At 41.9% G+C, this 17454-nt stretch carries 14 protein-coding genes; 8 read left to right on the top strand and 6 right to left on the bottom strand.

Translation table 11 applies throughout. The features are described from left to right. The first annotated feature begins 294 nt into the window (after positions 1-294). Positions 295-1014, top strand: a complete 720-nt coding sequence (locus ACFG4S_RS02620; protein ID WP_392533324.1) for a DUF4079 domain-containing protein — start codon at positions 295-297, stop codon at positions 1012-1014. Between the two features lie 244 nt (positions 1015-1258). Here the strand turns inward: ACFG4S_RS02620 and ACFG4S_RS02625 are convergent, their stop codons facing one another. Further along, positions 1259-1453 (bottom strand): hypothetical protein, encoded by a 195-nt coding sequence (locus ACFG4S_RS02625; RefSeq protein WP_392533325.1) that lies wholly within the window; start codon positions 1451-1453, stop codon positions 1259-1261. Between the two features lie 471 nt (positions 1454-1924). Between ACFG4S_RS02625 and ACFG4S_RS02630 the strand changes: the two genes are divergently transcribed. After that, complete coding sequence (locus tag ACFG4S_RS02630; RefSeq protein WP_392533326.1) at positions 1925-4723, top strand: M16 family metallopeptidase; 2799 nt, start codon at positions 1925-1927, stop codon at positions 4721-4723. A gap of 395 nt (positions 4724-5118) precedes the next feature. Here ACFG4S_RS02630 and ACFG4S_RS02635 read toward each other — a convergent pair whose 3' ends face one another. Together ACFG4S_RS02635 and ACFG4S_RS02640 are read right to left on the bottom strand one after the other, a co-directional pair. Then, on the bottom strand, positions 5119-5697 hold the full coding sequence (locus tag ACFG4S_RS02635; protein ID WP_392533327.1) for a DUF4231 domain-containing protein: 579 nt from the start codon (positions 5695-5697) through the stop codon (positions 5119-5121). A gap of 2 nt (positions 5698-5699) precedes the next feature. Then, positions 5700-6449: a hypothetical protein gene (locus tag ACFG4S_RS02640; protein WP_392533328.1), complete on the bottom strand. Its 750-nt coding sequence runs from the start codon at positions 6447-6449 to the stop codon at positions 5700-5702. Between the two features lie 559 nt (positions 6450-7008). On the opposite strand from ACFG4S_RS02640, the gene ACFG4S_RS02645 reads away from it, so the two are divergent. Further along, the gene (locus ACFG4S_RS02645) at positions 7009-7911 is read left to right on the top strand and encodes an ABC transporter ATP-binding protein (RefSeq protein WP_392533329.1); all 903 of its coding nucleotides are present in this window, start codon (positions 7009-7011) and stop codon (positions 7909-7911) included. Positions 7912-8109: 198 nt separating this feature from the next. Here ACFG4S_RS02645 and ACFG4S_RS02650 read toward each other — a convergent pair whose 3' ends face one another. Next, on the bottom strand, positions 8110-8790 hold the full coding sequence (locus ACFG4S_RS02650) for a tetratricopeptide repeat protein (RefSeq protein WP_392533330.1): 681 nt from the start codon (positions 8788-8790) through the stop codon (positions 8110-8112). Positions 8791-10034: 1244 nt separating this feature from the next. Between ACFG4S_RS02650 and ACFG4S_RS02655 the strand changes: the two genes are divergently transcribed. Further along, positions 10035-10361 (top strand): YbjQ family protein, encoded by a 327-nt coding sequence (locus ACFG4S_RS02655; protein WP_392533331.1) that lies wholly within the window; start codon positions 10035-10037, stop codon positions 10359-10361. Positions 10362-10509: 148 nt separating this feature from the next. Here ACFG4S_RS02655 and ACFG4S_RS02660 read toward each other — a convergent pair whose 3' ends face one another. Both ACFG4S_RS02660 and sufR read right to left on the bottom strand, forming a co-directional pair. Then, positions 10510-10770, bottom strand: coding sequence for a hypothetical protein (locus ACFG4S_RS02660; RefSeq protein ID WP_392533332.1), 261 nt, complete (start codon positions 10768-10770; stop codon positions 10510-10512). 106 nt (positions 10771-10876) lie between these two features. Beyond that, positions 10877-11557 (bottom strand): iron-sulfur cluster biosynthesis transcriptional regulator SufR, encoded by a 681-nt coding sequence (gene sufR / locus ACFG4S_RS02665; protein WP_392535886.1) that lies wholly within the window; start codon positions 11555-11557, stop codon positions 10877-10879. Positions 11558-12027: 470 nt separating this feature from the next. On the opposite strand from sufR, the gene sufB reads away from it, so the two are divergent. From sufB to ACFG4S_RS02685, 4 genes are all read left to right on the top strand, one after another. Beyond that, complete coding sequence (gene sufB / locus ACFG4S_RS02670; RefSeq protein ID WP_392533333.1) at positions 12028-13467, top strand: Fe-S cluster assembly protein SufB; 1440 nt, start codon at positions 12028-12030, stop codon at positions 13465-13467. 146 nt (positions 13468-13613) lie between these two features. Then, positions 13614-14405, top strand: coding sequence for a Fe-S cluster assembly ATPase SufC (gene sufC / locus ACFG4S_RS02675; protein ID WP_392533334.1), 792 nt, complete (start codon positions 13614-13616; stop codon positions 14403-14405). Further along, complete coding sequence (gene sufD, locus ACFG4S_RS02680; RefSeq protein ID WP_392533335.1) at positions 14405-15781, top strand: Fe-S cluster assembly protein SufD; 1377 nt, start codon at positions 14405-14407, stop codon at positions 15779-15781. The genes sufC and sufD overlap by 1 nt, the downstream gene beginning before the upstream one ends. Before the next feature lie 21 nt (positions 15782-15802). Beyond that, positions 15803-17065 carry a SufS family cysteine desulfurase gene (locus ACFG4S_RS02685; protein WP_392533336.1) on the top strand — a complete coding sequence of 421 codons (1263 nt, stop codon included), beginning with the start codon at positions 15803-15805 and terminating at the stop codon, positions 17063-17065. Positions 17066-17454 lie beyond the last annotated feature (389 nt).

Consider the following 17454-nt stretch of genomic DNA (forward strand, 5'->3'; position numbering starts at 1 on the left):
TAATCCCATAATGCTTTAAATTGTCGTTAAAGATTAGACCTCTTGCAAAAGTGCTTTTTGCAAGAGGTGGGAAAAGGGAAAAGGTTAAAGGGGAAGGTGGGGTCCCCTCCCCTTTTCCCGACTTCTGCAAGAAGTCTATTAATTTGAGGACACTACATTTATGAGGTGTGAGCATTTAGCCATTATTTATGAGAATTGTTATTACATTTATCAGAAAAATTTTCCAATTATGAATCCTAATTTTTTATTCATATTTTAGGTTTTATTTACCAATAATTTAGCGAAAGGTGTTGTATGCAATTCACAGATTTTCTTGGTCTTTTACATCCAGCGATCGCAGTTATATTTGTGTTTCCACTCATAGGTATAGTGGTTAATTTTGCTTGGCAAACACGCCAACGCAGATTGCAAATTTTAGCCGGAAATAAGAGCAAAATTCCTCCAGTGGTGGGTCTAGAACATAAGCAGTTAGGTGAATGGCTAACAAGTGCAGTTGTCGGATTAACTTTAATTGGATTAAGCTACGCTATTGGCAAAAATATTATCAAAAATGACTTGTGGAATAAGACACCTTTTCAAGTTATTTTTATCCTGTTAATATTTGCTGCAACCATCGCCTCTTTAGTATTTCTTTATCGCGCTAAACAACGATTATGGCGAGGAATTTTCGCCACTTTAACTGGTGCAGGTTTAGTAATTTTAGGCTGTCAGGATGGAGTCTATCGCCTCACCAGTGAGTGGTACTGGTCACATTATTATATTGGGATTAGCGCAGCACTGCTGATGATTTTTTCATTAGCAATTTTTCCAGATATTTATCAAGATAAATCTAATCGCTGGCGTACCATTCATACGATTTTAAACACTATTGCTTTGTTGCTATTTATTGGACAAGGTATAACAGGAACGCGAGACTTACTAGAGATTCCCCTGAGTTGGCAAGAACCTTATATTTATCAGTGTGATTTTGCTAACAAAACTTGTCCAACCTCAAATCCTCCAGCAACAAAATAGGCGGGGTAGAGTGGAAACTGAGGAAATTTTCCCTTGATATCATATCCGTCTAATCACTTGTCAAAAAAATTTTCCACGCCAGTCTAAATGACAAGTATTCAACTGGATTTGATATGAAAGCTTACCACATAAAAATGAGTGGATATTTGTGGCTGTTACGCCAGATATCCACTCTAAACTTACTGAATTCAACTCACCACAGAATTCCCAGGAAACGACTCAAGCTTGAAAAATTTCAAATCAATTAACGCGACTCAGTTCCTTGATTGGGGCTGCCTTGCACAGTATCATTCTCTGGCGCTTCTGGAGTAGCGGTGGTTTTGCCATCGCTTTTTTCAGCATCACCAGTTTTGCGGGTACTTTCGTCAATGGGGGTTTGGTAGCCACCAGAAGAAGAGGGGGTAGTAGCTTGATTACTAGATTTTTGTTGTTCAGCCATTATTAGATTCCTAATCTTTTAGTCTTGGCTTTATCTTAAGAAGATTAGGCATGTGAGGTTATCTATCTAGAATTATAGTTATGCTTGATATACCTCTCTGCCGAAAGTATTATTTATTACTAATAATGTGTCTGATTGATGAAAATTGACAAATTAGAGAATTTGTTACCCTGAGAAAGCTACCAGTCTCTCAGGTGGCAGTTTCGGTACTTTAATTTGATCAATAGACCAATGGAAGCACTTTATCTGAAATTCCTAGTGAGTTACTCACTGCGATCGCTAATTCAACTAAATAGGCGGAAAAATCTCTGGACATAGGACGCTGATTTACTTCTTGACCTTTGCTCCAAGCACTGACTTACCGAAATCTCCAGTTCAAACATCAGGGGCTTTTGAACTTTGTCAATTTCAACTTTGCATTTCTTCTCGAATTGTTTTTTATCAACTTAAATTTTCCATATCGCACTGCTTATGAAGCCACGCGGATACATGCTTGTAGGTTTTTTCCTGAGTATTCTCCTAAGTTTAGTCCCATTTTCAGGTAATTTTACTATTGCAGCAACACCAACAGCAGTTGCACCTGTATCTCCCATCTCCTTCACCAAAGGAGTACAAAAAACCTTATTGGACAATGGTTTAACTGTGTTAACCAAAGAAGTCCATACCGCTCCTGTGGTGAGTGTACAGGTTTGGTATAAAGTCGGTTCGCGCAACGAGGTGAAGGGAGAGAATGGTATCTCCCATCAATTAGAACATTTGATGTTCAAAGGCACAAAAGACCGTCCAGTGCAGTTTGGACGCTTATTTAGCGCCTTAGGTAGCCAGTTCAATGCCTTTACTGGTTACGACGAAACAGCTTATTTTGGCACAGTACAGCGAGACAAACTCGAAGCCTTGCTGACATTGGAAGCCGATCGCATGGAAAACTCCTTAGTTGGAGCTGAACAACTCAAAAGTGAAAAGCGGGTAGTGATTTCGGAGTTACAAGGGTACGAAAATTCACCAGGTTATCGTCTAGATCGGGCAGTGATGCGAGCTGCTTTTCCTAATCGAGCTTATGGCTTATCGGTGGGAGGCACAAAAGCCGATGTAGAGAAATTCACGGTGGAGCAGGTGCGGAATTATTACCAAACCTACTACAGTCCAGAAAATGCTACCTTGGTGATTACCGGAGATTTTGCCACAGAACCTGCACTCAAAGTTGTAAAAGAAACTTTTGGTAAGTTGACAAAAAGACGACGCGGGGACACGAAGAGTCCATTAACAGCATCACCGGATATCCCAGTTTCCGCGTCTTCTTCATCTTCGTCAGTTGCGAAAAAAGCACCTATTGTCCTGAAGCAACCTGGAAGTGCAGCACTATTGCAAGCGGTGTATCCTCTGCCAGATCTTAAACATCCTGATGTCCCAGCAATTGATGTAATGGATGCCATTCTCACAGGTGGACGCAGTTCTCGGCTTTATCAGGCGGTGGTAGAATCTGGACTCGCAAGTTCAGTAAGTGGTGGTGCTGCGGAACTCATCGAACCGGGTTGGTATGAAATTGATGCTACGGCGGCTCCAGGTAAAGAGCTAGGGAAAATTGCCCAGGTAATCGAGGAATCTTTGGCAAAACTGCAACAACAGCCAGTTACTGCCGAAGAATTGAAGCGGGCGAAGACGCAATTGCAAGCTTCCTATGTACTGGGTAACCAAGATATTACTAGTCAGGCTAACCAGCTGGCATATAACCAAACTGTGGCGGGGGATTATAAATTTATTGAAAAATATCTCGCGGCGATCGCCAAAGTCACTCCAGCCCAAGTCCAGAAAGCAGCAAAAACTTACCTAGATCCGGCTAAACAAACCATTGGCTTCTTTGAGCCGACTCAACCAGATGGTAAACCTGGGACTTCCAGCGCTGGTTCTGGTCGCACAGTGGAAAATTTCAGCCCTGGTAAACCTGTAGATCCCGCAGAACTGGCGAAATATCTCCCAGCTACCACAGCAGCTACAGATTCAGCTAAACAATCGTTACCAGAAGAGTTTACCTTGAATAATGGTTTGCGAGTTTTGCTATTAAGCGATCGCAACGTTCCCACAATTAATCTCAGCGGCAAAATTGATGCAGGTAGCGAGTTTGACGGTAATCAAAAAGCTGGATTAGCAAATTTCACTGCAACCAACTTAATGAATGGAACGCAGACTAAAGATGCTCTCACCCTCGCAAAAACCTTAGAAGACCAAGGAGCCGGTTTAGACTTCAGTGCTAGCCGCGAAGGCGTAAACATCAGTGCTGAGGCGCTATCAGCCCAGTTACCCACTGTAATTGAAACTCTCGCAGATGTAGTGCAACATGCTACTTTTCCTCAAGACCAGTTGGAACTGAGCCGTCAACGGGCATTAACAGGTCTCAAAGTCCAGTTAGATGACCCCAATGGACTGGGACGGCGGGTATTCCAGCAAGCGGTTTATCCAGAAAATCATCCATTCCACAATTTCCCCACGGAAGAGAGTTTAAAAGGTATTACTCGTGATGATTTGCTTAGTTTCTACCAAGCACATTACCGACCAGATACTACAACGATCGCCTTAGTCGGAGATTTCGATCCAGCTAAGGTAAAAGCATTGCTAAATGAGCAGTTTGGCAAATGGCAAGTTAAAGGTAAGCCTCCTGTTCTCAAAGTACCAACGGTACCATTACCGGAAACTTCCACGCGTTTAAACAAAGTAATTCCCGGTAAAGCTGAGGCGGTTACCTACATCGGTTACAGCGGTATTTCTCGGAAAGATCGGCGTTTCTATCCGGCGTTGGTGCTGAATCAAATATTGGGTGGTGATACCTTAGCCAGTCGCTTAGGTACAGAAGTACGCGATCGCCAAGGTTTAACCTACGGTATTTATAGTGCTTTTGCTGCCGGAATCAACCCCGGTCCCTTCTTTATTCAAATGCAGACTGCTCCTGGAGATGCCCAAAAGGCGATCGCCAGTACTATTGCTTTACTCAAACAATTGCGAGAGCAAGGAGTAACTGAGGCGGAATTAAACACAGCCAAACGCTCAATTACTAACAGTTACCCTGTAGATTTAGCCAATCCTAGTAATGTATCTAGCATGATTTTGGATAATGCTACCTTCGGACTTTCACGAACAGAAATTCGAGAATTTCCCGAACAGATTCAGGCAGTTACTATGGCTCAGATGCAACAGGTAATTCAGGATTTAATTAAGCCAGAAAATTTGGTAATTGTCACCGCTGGACCTGGAGATACTGTAACTAAGGGTAACTAAGGTAACTTCAAAAAATAAAATAAACTATCTAACAGGGAGAAGAGGATGACAAGGTTAAGAGATTAGGGGTTCAGATAAGCCCAAAAGCCTCATGTAGAGACGCGATTTATCGCGTCTTCAAAGACAATTTATCTACATCAATAACCCTTAACCTAATCGTATTGGGTTAGGGGAGATAAAAACTTTAGGGTACTAATAGAGACAAATTCAAAGACCTACGCTGTAAGGTTATAAGCTGAAGCTAAATTGACCGATATATTTAGAACTGGATAGAATTTTCACCTTGCTCAATGCCAAAATCATTTTTTACTGGTGAATTCTGAATCCCCAATTATTATTATTTTTATTCTTTATGATATTCAATATTAGTTATCTTTGTATTCTGCATCAAGATACTAAGAGCTTTCTTTATTTTCTTGTTCTTCTTTTTTCTCTTGGACAACTTGAGTCGCATATATTTCGACATCTCGCTGAATAATCTCTTCTACTTGACCAGCAAAAACATTAAATGCCTGATCGTGACTTGTATAATTACGATAAGGACCTGTTAACTGTGAAAATTGCCATCCTTGGGTTTTTAAAGATTCCACTGTGCGGCGATAGTGTCGCCAGCGTTCTCCATAGTGAAAAAATTCTTCAACAGCAGCACTAATAGCAACTAATTGACTGATTACAAAAGTCGAGCCAATAATTAAATTCCTATAATTGATATTATTTTCAGCATTATCAACCTTAAATGTAGTATGAATATTTAGACTTACCAAACCTGGGAGAATTACCCCACCAATAATAGTTGTTAGCCGCCAAAAATAATAGCGATCGCGTGAAAAATTCGCTTTACCTTCCATCCAGAGTACTTGGTCTAACCAGCGCGATCGCAAAAAATGTCTTTGTACGTCGCCTAAGTTCATTCCAGCAAATAATTTATTAAAATCTTCCTTTAAAAATTCTTGATAACTATCTTTTTTTGCCATATTCACTCCTTGGTAGAAAGTAAACCCTTAATGATTTCCCCTAAGTTAGCAATTCGCTTCTCGATGTCGATTAAGTCAATATATTGCAATTTACCAGATTTAGCTAACTCTTTAGCTCGATCGTCGGTATCTTTTCCAACCAAAGCAGCAGCAAGTTTATCTGCGGTTCTACCACTACCAGCGATCGCCACAACTAATCTACCAGTATTAACGCTAGAAAACGCATCCTTAAAGGTAATTTCGCCACCATTCAAAAGTACTGTAACCGAAGGTGCGCCACTAGCCAACACCGTTGCAACTTCAGATATCCAAGGAGATTCATCGCCCCAATCACTACCAGGAACTAGCAGAAAATGAGTATGGTTTGGTTCTAGCGGTGTCGAATCTGCAACTTCTAATTGATTGGGTAAAGTCACTTTGCTTTCGGGTGTCACACCAACCAAAGCAAATTTAGCACCTATCTGGGTACGCGCCTCACCCATTAATCGCATAACTCCCACATCCGTACCCCCATCCACCACATAAGCGCCCAAAGTTTCAGCGATGGGGGCTAAAACTTCCACAAATAACCTTTGAATGCGGAGATAGTCGGTTTCACTGATGTTACTTGCACCTCCCACCACTACTAAAACAGGACGTGAATCACTAAGTCCTATTTGTTCTAGAGCATTTGGCAATTCTGCTTGCTGATTAACTCGAATAGCTAATGCTGTTTGTCTGCTGTCGAAGGTAAGCTTTAAACAATTTTTCATTTATCCAAAATACTGACTGGCTAAGTTTTCCAGGGTAGAGCTTTGCAGTCATCTTCGGCAAGCGTCGTATTACGCACAGTCAATTAATCATGGCATACTTTCTAATCTTGGCGTTGGTAAGTGGAAGTATGAATTTTCTAGGACTTACGCAAAATTATGAAAAAACGAACCGTAAATGACACAAAGGACACGGAGTAATAAGAGTTTAAGAGAGTTTTTGCGTAAGTTCTATTTTCATCACGCAGAGGCGCAAAGTAAGGAGAATAAGCACGGGTTTTCATCCCCTTTAGGGACTGACAAATAAAAAATATCCCACTGTTCACTCACAGTCAACAGTTAACAGTCAACAGTCAGCAACTTCAAGCGGTTGTTTTATTTCTTGGAGTTCCCTAAGAAGGACGCCACGAATTAAATGCCTAATTAAAATCCTCGTTACAAAACGTAATTGCGAATTGGTTTAGCCCTTAATGCGATCGCAATGGTAGTGTTGATCGTAAATTGGCTCACACCATTGTATGGAAATTGTTAATTTTGAATTTTGAATTCGGAGCGAAGCGACGTGACTGCTGCTGTCTTCTTAGAAAACGTCTACAAATTTTACAACAAAGTACCTGTAGTTAATGACCTGTCATTCAAAATTGAAGCAGGGGAAATATTTGCTCTACTTGGCCCCAATGGTGCGGGTAAATCTACCACAATTCGGATGCTGACTACACTCACCAAACCTTCCCAAGGACGAATAGAAGTAAGTGGATATGATGTGGTGAGCCAACCAATGTTGGCAAAACAGAGTATTGGTGTAGTCTTGCAGCAAGTCAGTCTCGATAACGATTTAACTGTCTGGGAAAATATGGAGCTGCACGGGAGACTACACCACATTCGTAACCCGCAGCGACAACAATTAATTAATCAATGGCTAGAGTATGTTGAGTTAGCAGAAAAACGTGATAATTTGGTCAAAACTTTATCTGGGGGTATGAAACGACGGTTGCAGATAGCGAGAGCATTGTTGCATCAACCACAAATTTTGTTTTTGGATGAACCAACGGTAGGACTAGACCCCCAAACCAGGCGACGCCTCTGGGAAATTATTCGGGATTTGAATAAGCAGGGGATGACGATGTTACTAACGACTCATTATATGGATGAAGTCGAATTTTTATGCGATGCTTTCGGCTCTACCAAACCAGGACGCATCGGTATTATGGATGGCGGTAAGCTGATATCTTTGGGAACTTTACAACAGCTGCGTTCTACTCACGGTGAAGGTTTGGTGATGAAACAATTAGGTGTGTCTGAAGTGGGAAGTGATGGCGCCCGCAACTGGGAATATTTATTTTTCCCATCCTTGGAAAAAGCAAATATTTACTTGAATGAACAACCCGATAAAACCGGAATGATGGTACGTCCCTCTAATCTGGAAGATATTTTTGTCGAATTAACGGGACGCCAGTTAGATTAACAAAGTTTGGGGGTTTAATTCCCCTGCTTGTACAAGCAGCACGTTTTAATAACTAATTAGAATCCCAGTTACAAAAAGTAATGGCATTAGCGTAACGGGGCGTAACCCATTGTGTTAGCGAGTCATCTCCCAAGGGGAGACACCAAGGGCGAACGAGCGTCACGAGCGTCACGAGCATCATTGCGAATTGGTTTAATCTCATCCTCCCAACTGTCGCAGCATGGCTTCTACTCTGTCTATACCAGCTGAGTCATTGCGCCGACGATACAAGTCACGCGCTTTTTGCAGGGCGCTGTTCGCTTCTTTGGCTTGGTGTCGCTGTTTATACATCGAACCCATCAATTCATAAGTTTGGGCATTGTTTTTATCCAAGCCGAGTGCTTGCTGATATGCCCAAGTAGCTGCACTATAGTCTCCCATACGCGATTGTGTCACAGCTAATCCTAAATAGGCGTTAACGTTATTACGATTGAGCTGTATGGCACGACGGTAACCTTCTTTTGCCCCAGCAGTGTCTCCCAAATTTGCTTTAATGTAACCGACAGCGTAATAAAAATCACTATTGTTAGGGTTAATGGCGATCGCTCGACGATAAGCTGTTAATGCCGCTTGGTAATTTCCTTGTTGAGCGTATAAGTAACCAATACCTGAGTGAATTTTCGCATTTTTGGGATCTAGGCTAGCTGCTTGCTGATAAACAGAGATTGCGCCTCCATAATCGCCTGTATCAACTAACCTCCGTCCTTCCTCTAGCAATTGCTTTAACTCTGCACTTTTCGTTTGTGCTACTAATACCTGAGCCTGAGCGATCGTCGGTATGCTAAAGGTAAAACATCCTAATAACATCACACTAAACACAAATGATGTTGGCTTGTACACAGTAAATTTCCTGAAATTTTAGAGGACTTTTTTCTTGTACATTAAAACAAAAATGTGGACTTTTGAAAACTGTATTTTTTCGCATTAATTAAGATGTTCATAGTTCATTTATTCTTAACTTTACAATTAGCCTACACAACAGAGTTTTTACTGAAGCGTCAAGTGTCAGCTATCAATGAGCAAAGCAAATTTTTCTAGATATAAATCACTACAAGAGCAGAAACAATACTATTTTCTCAGTGCTTTTACTTATTAAGTAAAACACTCACATGTGTCTCACTTAATCATCAATAAGCGATACAGCAATATTTTAGAGATAGCTCAACATTCATAGATATTTGTGATTTTATTGAAAAATTTACTGAGTATGTATGGAATTTTCTCAAATTTTTAGTATTTTGTCCTAGCTTAGGTAAACCAATATTCATTCATAAACATACTTTTTTGGTGATTAGACGATAAGATCGATGCAACAAGCAGTTATGTTTCTGAAAGTCTTGTTTATGGTTAATACCAATTTAACGTGAAGTTGCACATATCTTGATCCCCCTAAATCCCCCTTAAAAAGGGGGACTTTAATAGATGTTTTTCTGGTTCCCCCCTTAAGAAGGGGGGCTATGGGGGATCGAATTATATGCAGCTTCATAAAAAATTGGTATAAGTAGAGCAGCGTGAAGAATTCAAGGTTTGTAGTGAACGCGAACAGCGTCTTGTAGAAAGGGCTTTAGCCCTGATTTGAGGACTTTAGTCCTCTCTTCGAGACGCTGCGCGTTCAGTACGAAATAATCTTAAGATTTTTTACATTACTCAATCTACTTTGATTTATTCTCGTTTACTTACTTAAGACAATACTACAAAGCAGAATGGCGATCGCTTTTCTTAATCGTCTGAGGTATGGCGATGGAATATATCTACAACACAGACTAGTTTTGTAGGTATAAATTCCTGATAATCCCTAGTTTAATTAGGTTCACCTTCTTAATAAATATCAACAGATATAATAAGTAGGTAGCGATAATTAAATATAAAATTAAATCTTAATTCGTAGTGAGCCATTCAGCCCTTCTTCAGGATTATCAGAGCTAAAGTCCTTATTAGGGATTTCCAACTAAAAAAATATTCCATCGTTGTGTATGCAGAGGAGAAAGAATCTGCCACTATGAAAATGGGATAATTTATTTTCTGGAAGTCCCTTACAAACTTTAATTTATTTACGCTTAGCTACTTATTCATGAGGCTAATTTATGATTATAACTACCACTGATGTGATTCAAGGAGCCGTTATCGAATCATATTTAGGTATTGTGACCGCAGAAGTCGTGTATGGTAGCAATTTTTTGCGCGATTTTTTAGCCAGTATTCGGGATATTGTTGGTGGACGCACAGGTAGTTACGAGCGTCTATTTGAGCAAGGTCAACGCAAAGCACTAGAAGAATTAGAACAACGAGCGCAACGTTTAGGAGCAAACGCAGTAATTGGGATTGAAATTGATACTGGTACAATTAATGTCGATCAATCAGGAGTTCTATTGCTGATTACTGCCACGGGTACCGCTGTGAGAACACGTTAAAATAATTCCTAATGGGCTACGCCCCGCTACGCTAACGTAATTCGTAATTCGTAATTATGCTGGATGACTCTCTAACCAAGCTACGCCTTTGTTAATGACTAATACTTCGACTACGCTCAGTACAAGTGACTAATGACTAATGACTAATTTACCATTTCAGATATGCAGCTTCAATTCCCTGCTCGCGTCGAATTTTGCTATCTTTTTCAAACCACTCAATTAGTTGTTGTGTTGTTAAATCTTCAATAGCAACACTGTATTCTTGAGCAATATATTTTAAAAGCTTAAGTGATGAAATTGTCAATCTTGTTAAGAACTTTTCGGAGGAAGATAACAAAGCCGCGTCTACTTTTGCTGATTCTTCCAGACTTAAAAATTGTGTTGATGATTCTTGTGGTGCTACATCCATAAATGTTAAATGTTGTCTCAAATTTAATTGATTATTAGGGGGTAAGGGAGACGAGAGAGAATAACTCTTGACTAATAACTAATGACAAATGACTAATGACTAATAACTAATGACGAGCTTGTACTAAATACCCACAACGATGTTCGCCGTTAATAATCCAGTGGGTGCGTTCTACGGTACAATCAGGTAAGACGGCAGCAAACATTTCTAATTCGTGACCACAAATGCTGGGGAAAGATTCAGCAACGTTGGAAATGGCACAGTTATGCTCGATGAAAATAAAGCGATCGCCTTTTGAGGAGTCATTGACATCAACAGGGTGATACTCCGCCATAAAGCCCTCAGCTTTTCTCAACTCTACTAAGTTGGCTACACGTTCCCGGAGTGAATCGCCACCTACGCGATCGCGATATTCTAAAGCTTTACGTTCCCACTGCTTCTGTAAAATGGATGTGAATTGATCGTGTCCCACGGTTTCTGCTAAGGTATCCAGCAGCGAAACAGCAAAATTACCGCTGGCATCACCAAAGCGATCGTTCATAGTTCGATGTAGGCGATCGCGTCCCTGACGACTCAATTGATAAACGTGCTGCGGACGCCCCATTCCGGCTTCCACTGCTGTGGAATACAAAACGAGTTCCTCCGTCTCCAAATCTTTAAGATGACGACGAATCGCTTGCTTGCTAACATCTAAAACTTCAGCTAGCTCAAAAGCCGTTGCTTGTGAGTGCTTGTGGAGATATTCTAGAATTTCTTGCTTGGTTGAGGACTGGTTGATAGTCGCCATGTTCTCTGCGAGACGCTGCGGGAACGTCCCAAAAATTTCTCGAAAAATCTGACCGAGCCGATTTTGGATTTTAGATTTTGGATTTTGGATTAAAAAAGTTTTTTGGTACATGCCCCGATGCCTCTTAAGCTGTCCACCACAGCGGCTCCTTTTTGTGGGTAGAACAAATTCAAGCATAAGCTCGATAACTCGTTGGCCGTCAATCTAAAATCCTTGACCAAAGTACCTTTACGGCCTCTTTCAATCCAAAATTGCAAATCTAAAATCCAAAATTGTTTGACTTTGACAACATTGTTGTTGTTAATTTAGCGTAAAATGAAGATAACTTAAACAACATAGTTGTTGTTTTACTCTCCACCACCATTCTAGCAGCCGTGTAACCATTCCGTAACCCGTGATGGGAATCGGCTAGGGAATAGCTCTTCTCCCATCCTGAAAGAGATTTAACCGAACACGAGAGATTATTACCGATGAGTGCCACTGTCAAAACCTTAGTCAACCAACCCTACAAGTACGGCTTTATCACCGACATTGAGGCCGACACGATTCCGCGTGGACTAGACGAGGACGTTATACGCTTGATCTCCTCTAAGAAGAACGAGCCACAGTTCATGCTGGACTTTCGCCTCAAGGCTTATCGCCAGTGGCAAAAAATGACAGAACCAACTTGGCCAAATGTCAAGTATCCACCAATTAATTATCAAGATATCATTTATTACTCAGCGCCGAAACGCAAGAAAGAAAAACTCAACAGTTTGGATGAAGTCGATCCCACTCTGCTGGAAACCTTTGAAAAGCTAGGCATTTCCCTATCTGAACAAAAGCGACTGGCAAACGTTGCTGTGGATGCGATTTTTGATAGCGTTTCTGTCGCCACTACATTTAAAGAAAAGCTAGCGGAAGATGGTGTTATTTTCTGCTCGTTTTCGGAAGCGTTGCAGGAACACCCAGAATTAATCAAAAAATACCTGGGTAGCGTTGTTCCTATCGCTGACAACTATTTTGCTGCCTTGAACGCTGCCGTATTTAGCGATGGTTCCTTCGTTTATATTCCCAAAGGCGTCAAATGCCCAATGGAACTGTCTACCTACTTCCGCATCAACTCCGGTGACACGGGACAATTTGAGCGGACTTTGATTGTCGCCGAAGAAGGTAGCTATGTTTCCTACCTCGAAGGTTGCACCGCGCCAATGTATGACAGCAACCAGCTACACGCCGCTGTGGTGGAACTTGTCGCTCTGGACAACGCCGAAATCAAATACTCCACCGTCCAAAACTGGTACGCTGGAGATGCTAACGGTAAAGGCGGTATTTACAACTTTGTCACCAAGCGCGGTTTGTGTCAGGGCGTAAATTCCAAGATTTCCTGGACTCAAGTAGAAACGGGTTCGGCAATTACTTGGAAGTATCCTAGCTGTGTGTTGGTGGGTGATAACTCTGTGGGTGAGTTCTACTCGGTGGCGCTGACAAATCATCAGCAGCAAGCCGATACAGGCAGTAAGATGATTCACGTCGGGAAGAATACCCGCAGTACAATTATTTCTAAGGGAATCTCCGCAGGTAAATCCAGTAATAGTTACCGGGGTTTGGTGAAAGTCAACCCAACGGCGAAAGGGGCGAGAAATTATTCTCAGTGCGACTCGATGCTGATTGGGGATAATGCTCACGCTAATACTTTCCCCTATATCCAGGTGCAAAATAACACTGGGAAGGTGGAGCATGAAGCTTCTACTTCTAAGATTGGGGAAGATCAGTTATTTTACTTCGCTCAACGGGGTATTTCTTCAGAAGATGCGATTTCGATGATGATTAGCGGTTTCTGTAAGGATGTTTTCAATCAGCTACCGATGGAGTTTGCTGTGGAAGCTGATAAGTTGTTGAGTTTGAAGTTGGAAGGCAGTGTTGGATAAACACGCTAAGCATTGCTGAATACAAAAATTTACCTCTGCGCCTCTGCGTGAGATATTCATATTTTTATTCAGCAACGCCTGTGTTTATCTGTCGAAGAATAACGAACCGCGAAGACGCGAAGAGCGCGAAGAAAGAGAAAGAGAAGATGATTATTGAAAATAGTGAAGTTGTGCTGTCGGTACGGAATTTGACGGCTAATGTTGATGGTACACCGATTTTGAAGGGTGTGAATCTGGAAGTCCGATCGGGTGAAATTCATGCGATTATGGGACCGAATGGTTCTGGTAAGAGTACTTTTTCTAAGGTGTTGGCTGGTCATCCGGCGTATGAGGTGACTGGCGGGGAGGTGATTTTCCAAGGACAAAATCTGCTGGAGTTGGAGCCGGAGGAACGCGCAAGAAGTGGTGTATTTTTGGCGTTTCAGTATCCGTTAGAAATTCCGGGTGTGAGCAATTTAGATTTTTTGCGGGTGGCGTACAATTCCCGGCAAAAAGCACGGGGTTTAGAGGAAATAGACGCTTTTGATTTTGACGATTTAATTGAAGAAAAGCTGGATGTGGTGAAGATGAATTCCAGCTTTCTCAGTCGGAGTTTGAATGAAGGGTTTTCTGGTGGTGAGAAGAAGCGAAATGAAATTCTGCAAATGGCGCTGCTGGAACCAAAGTTAGGAATTTTGGATGAAACTGATTCGGGTTTGGATATTGACGCGCTCCGAATTGTGGCGAATGGCGTAAATCAACTGTCAAGTCCAGATAATTCGACACTTTTGATTACTCACTACCAACGGTTACTCGATTATATTGTGCCTGACTTTGTGCATGTGATGGCGCAGGGGCGGATTATTACGAGTGGTGGTAAGGAACTGGCACTGGAACTAGAGTCTCGCGGTTATGACTGGGTGCTGGAAGAGTTTGCAATAGCTGAGGTGGGTGTGTAATGAGTATTCAAGTTTCTCCCAGCACAATTTCTAATTCGGATGCAGTCAATTTGACATCTAGTTTGTTGGATAAAGATGCTTATTTAACTGGATTGTTAAATCAAGTAACTGCACCAAAAACAGAAGGATGGTTGCAGGATTTACGTGAAGATGCTGCTAGTTGGGTACGCCACTCCACTGTTCCCACTACCCGCCAGGAAGAATGGCGATTTACTGATTTGTCATCTCTGCGACAAGTCCAATTTAATCTAGAGACGCAATCAATACAAACTGATATCTCTTCGCTGATTCTAAAAGAAGCGGCTAATAGTCGTTTGGTTTTTGTTAATGGCGTTTATGCGCCGGAGTTATCCGCAGTCGCAGATTTACCGGCTGGAGTGGTGGTGAGTAATTTGGCTGGCTTAACTGTGGTTGAGCAGGAAGGTGTAAAGCAGTATTTAGCTCAAGCTGAAGGAGCGCAGGAAGTTTTTACGGCTCTCAATACGGCTGGGATAACTGATGCAGCTGTGGTGTGGGTGAAGAAGAATGTGGTAGTTGAGACGCCAATTCATTTGGTGTTTGTTGCGGTTGCGGGTGAGAGGGCGACTATTTCACAGCCGCGTTGTTTGGTGGTGGCGGAAGGTTGTTCGCAGGTGAGTTTGGTGGAGGAGTATGTGGCAGGCAAGATGCCTACCCCACAAGAAGGGGGAGTTTATTTTACCAATGCGGTGACGGAAGTTTGGGTGGGTGACAATGCTGAGGTGAGTCACACTAGGGTTGAGCAAGAAGGTGCAGAGGCTTTTCATATTGGGAAGACTGCGATCGCTCAGTCCCGTAATAGTCGATATACTTGTCATGCCATTACTTTTGGCGGGAAGCTATCGCGGCATAATTTGGAGATTTTGCAAACTGGCGAGCAAACCCAAACTACTCTCAATGGTTTGACGATGATTTCTGGTAAGCAATTGGCGGATACTCACAGTGCGATCGCTCTGAATCATCCTCATGGTACAAGTAAGCAATTGCATAAGTGTATTGTAGGCGATCGCGCTCATGCAGTATTCAATGGCAAAGTTTTGGTTCCTAAGCCAGCGCAACTGACAAATGCAGCTCAGTTGAATCGGAATTTGCTACTATCAGCAAAAGCCAGGGTTGATACTAAACCCCAATTAGAAATTACTGCCGATAACGTCAAATGCGCTCACGGCGCAACCGTCAGTCAGTTAGAGGATGATGAAATCTTCTACCTACAAAGTCGGGGAATTGATGAAAACGATGCTCGGAAGTTGTTAATTAACGCGTTCGCTGCTGAAGTCATCAACCAAATACCCGTTCCCTCTCTCAGAAACATATTACTAAACACAGTCAATAGTCTCAAGTCTCTGACTAATGACTAATGACTAATTACTAATCTACCAATGACTTTCACTACTACTAAAACTCTTGCCGATAAAGTTCGCGCTGATTTCCCAATTTTGCATGAGGAAGTCAACGAGAAAACCCTCGTTTATCTCGATAATGCTGCAACATCGCAAAAGCCTTTACTCGTACTAAATACCTTACGAGATTACTACGAGCATTTTAATGCCAATGTGCATCGGGGTGCCCATACTTTGAGTGCGAAAGCGACCGATGCTTATGAAGGTGCTAGAGACAAGATTGCTAAATTTATTAATGCTGCATCGCGTCAAGAAATCATCTACACCCGCAACGCCAGTGAGGCGATTAACCTAGTCGCCTACAGTTGGGGAATGAATAATTTGCAGCCAGGAGATGAGATTATTCTCTCGGTGATGGAACACCACAGTAATATTGTACCTTGGCAATTTGTCGCTCAAAAAACGGGTGCAGTTTTGAAATTTGTGGAATTGACGCCAGAAGAAAGTTTTGATTTGTCACAGTTTAAAAAGCTGATTTCTGACAAAACCAAACTGGTGTCAGTGGTGCATATTTCTAATGCTTTGGGTTGTATTAATCCAGTAGCAGAAATTGGGGCGATCGCTCACGAATATGGTGCTAAATTTTTAGTTGATGCTTGCCAAAGTGTTCCTCATTACCCCATTGATGTGCAGCAAATAGATTGTGACTGGTTAGTAGCTTCCGGTCATAAAATGTGTGCGCCAACTGGGATAGGATTTCTGTATGGCAAGTTGGAATTGTTAGAATCAATGCCTCCATTTTTTGGTGGTGGTGAGATGATTGCAGAGGTGTATTTAGACCATTCCACCTATGCAGAATTACCACATAAATTTGAAGCCGGTACACCTGCAATTGGAGAAGCGATCGCCCTTGGTGCTGCAATAGACTATCTTACTAGCATCGGCATGGATAAAATTCACGCCTACGAAGCTGAATTAACAGCTTACTTGTTCCAACAACTAGAGCAAATTCCCCAAATTAGAATTTACGGCCCCAAACCAAACGCTCAAGGAGAAGGTAGAGCCGCTCTGGCATCATTCACAGCCGGAGAAGTCCACGCTAACGACTTATCTACATTATTAGATCAAGAAGGCATCGCCATTCGTTCTGGACACCACTGCACTCAACCATTACACCGCTATTTAGGGCTTGCGGCAACCGCACGAGCAAGTCTATCTTTCTACAACACCCGCGAGGAAATTGATGTTTTCATCAAAGCATTGAAGGAAACTCTAGATTTTTTTGCTGGGTTCTCTAGTTAACAGTAGACAATGTTTAGATGCTGATTGCTCTGGACTGTCTATGACCAATTTCAAACCCCACAAGATAATATATATGACAGCAGAACGCTGGATGTAGAACCTGAAATCGTTCTAGTAAATAAGTCAGTCAGATCGTGTGACCCAGCACCAGGGACAATTGTGTTGGGTATTTTCTTGATTGCTTGACTCATTTAGTCATTACCATTTCTAGTATTGATATTACCGGGGTTGAGGATGCCCGTGCTAAAATGTCCGGTTGCAATAGCACATATAGAGTCATTGCCAGCTCCGGTATCAATGATGCCATTATTGTAGACACCTGTTCGGAATTCCCTTGCTAGTTATAGTGTAAAGCAATACAGCACTTCCGGCAGCTATGAGGTACATCC

Origin of the sequence: Nostoc sp. C117 (assembly GCF_043099735.1) — a bacterium.
Taxonomy (GTDB): Bacteria; Cyanobacteriota; Cyanobacteriia; order Cyanobacteriales; family Nostocaceae; genus Nostoc.

Excerpts from the sequence above, each read along its gene's own strand:
- ACFG4S_RS02685 (WP_392533336.1), top strand. The coding sequence starts at position 15,803 with ATGACTTTCACTACTACTAAAACTCTTGCCGATAAAGTTCGCGCTGAT.
- ACFG4S_RS02635 (WP_392533327.1), bottom strand. The coding sequence starts at position 5,697 with ATGGCAAAAAAAGATAGTTATCAAGAATTTTTAAAGGAAGATTTTAAT.
- sufB (WP_392533333.1), top strand. The coding sequence starts at position 12,028 with ATGAGTGCCACTGTCAAAACCTTAGTCAACCAACCCTACAAGTACGGC.
- ACFG4S_RS02625 (WP_392533325.1), bottom strand. The coding sequence starts at position 1,453 with ATGGCTGAACAACAAAAATCTAGTAATCAAGCTACTACCCCCTCTTCT.
- ACFG4S_RS02620 (WP_392533324.1), top strand. The coding sequence starts at position 295 with ATGCAATTCACAGATTTTCTTGGTCTTTTACATCCAGCGATCGCAGTT.
- ACFG4S_RS02630 (WP_392533326.1), top strand. The coding sequence starts at position 1,925 with ATGAAGCCACGCGGATACATGCTTGTAGGTTTTTTCCTGAGTATTCTC.
- sufD (WP_392533335.1), top strand. The coding sequence starts at position 14,405 with ATGAGTATTCAAGTTTCTCCCAGCACAATTTCTAATTCGGATGCAGTC.
- ACFG4S_RS02655 (WP_392533331.1), top strand. The coding sequence starts at position 10,035 with ATGATTATAACTACCACTGATGTGATTCAAGGAGCCGTTATCGAATCA.
- ACFG4S_RS02640 (WP_392533328.1), bottom strand. The coding sequence starts at position 6,449 with ATGAAAAATTGTTTAAAGCTTACCTTCGACAGCAGACAAACAGCATTA.
- sufR (WP_392535886.1), bottom strand. The coding sequence starts at position 11,557 with ATGGCGACTATCAACCAGTCCTCAACCAAGCAAGAAATTCTAGAATAT.
- ACFG4S_RS02660 (WP_392533332.1), bottom strand. The coding sequence starts at position 10,770 with ATGGATGTAGCACCACAAGAATCATCAACACAATTTTTAAGTCTGGAA.
- sufC (WP_392533334.1), top strand. The coding sequence starts at position 13,614 with ATGATTATTGAAAATAGTGAAGTTGTGCTGTCGGTACGGAATTTGACG.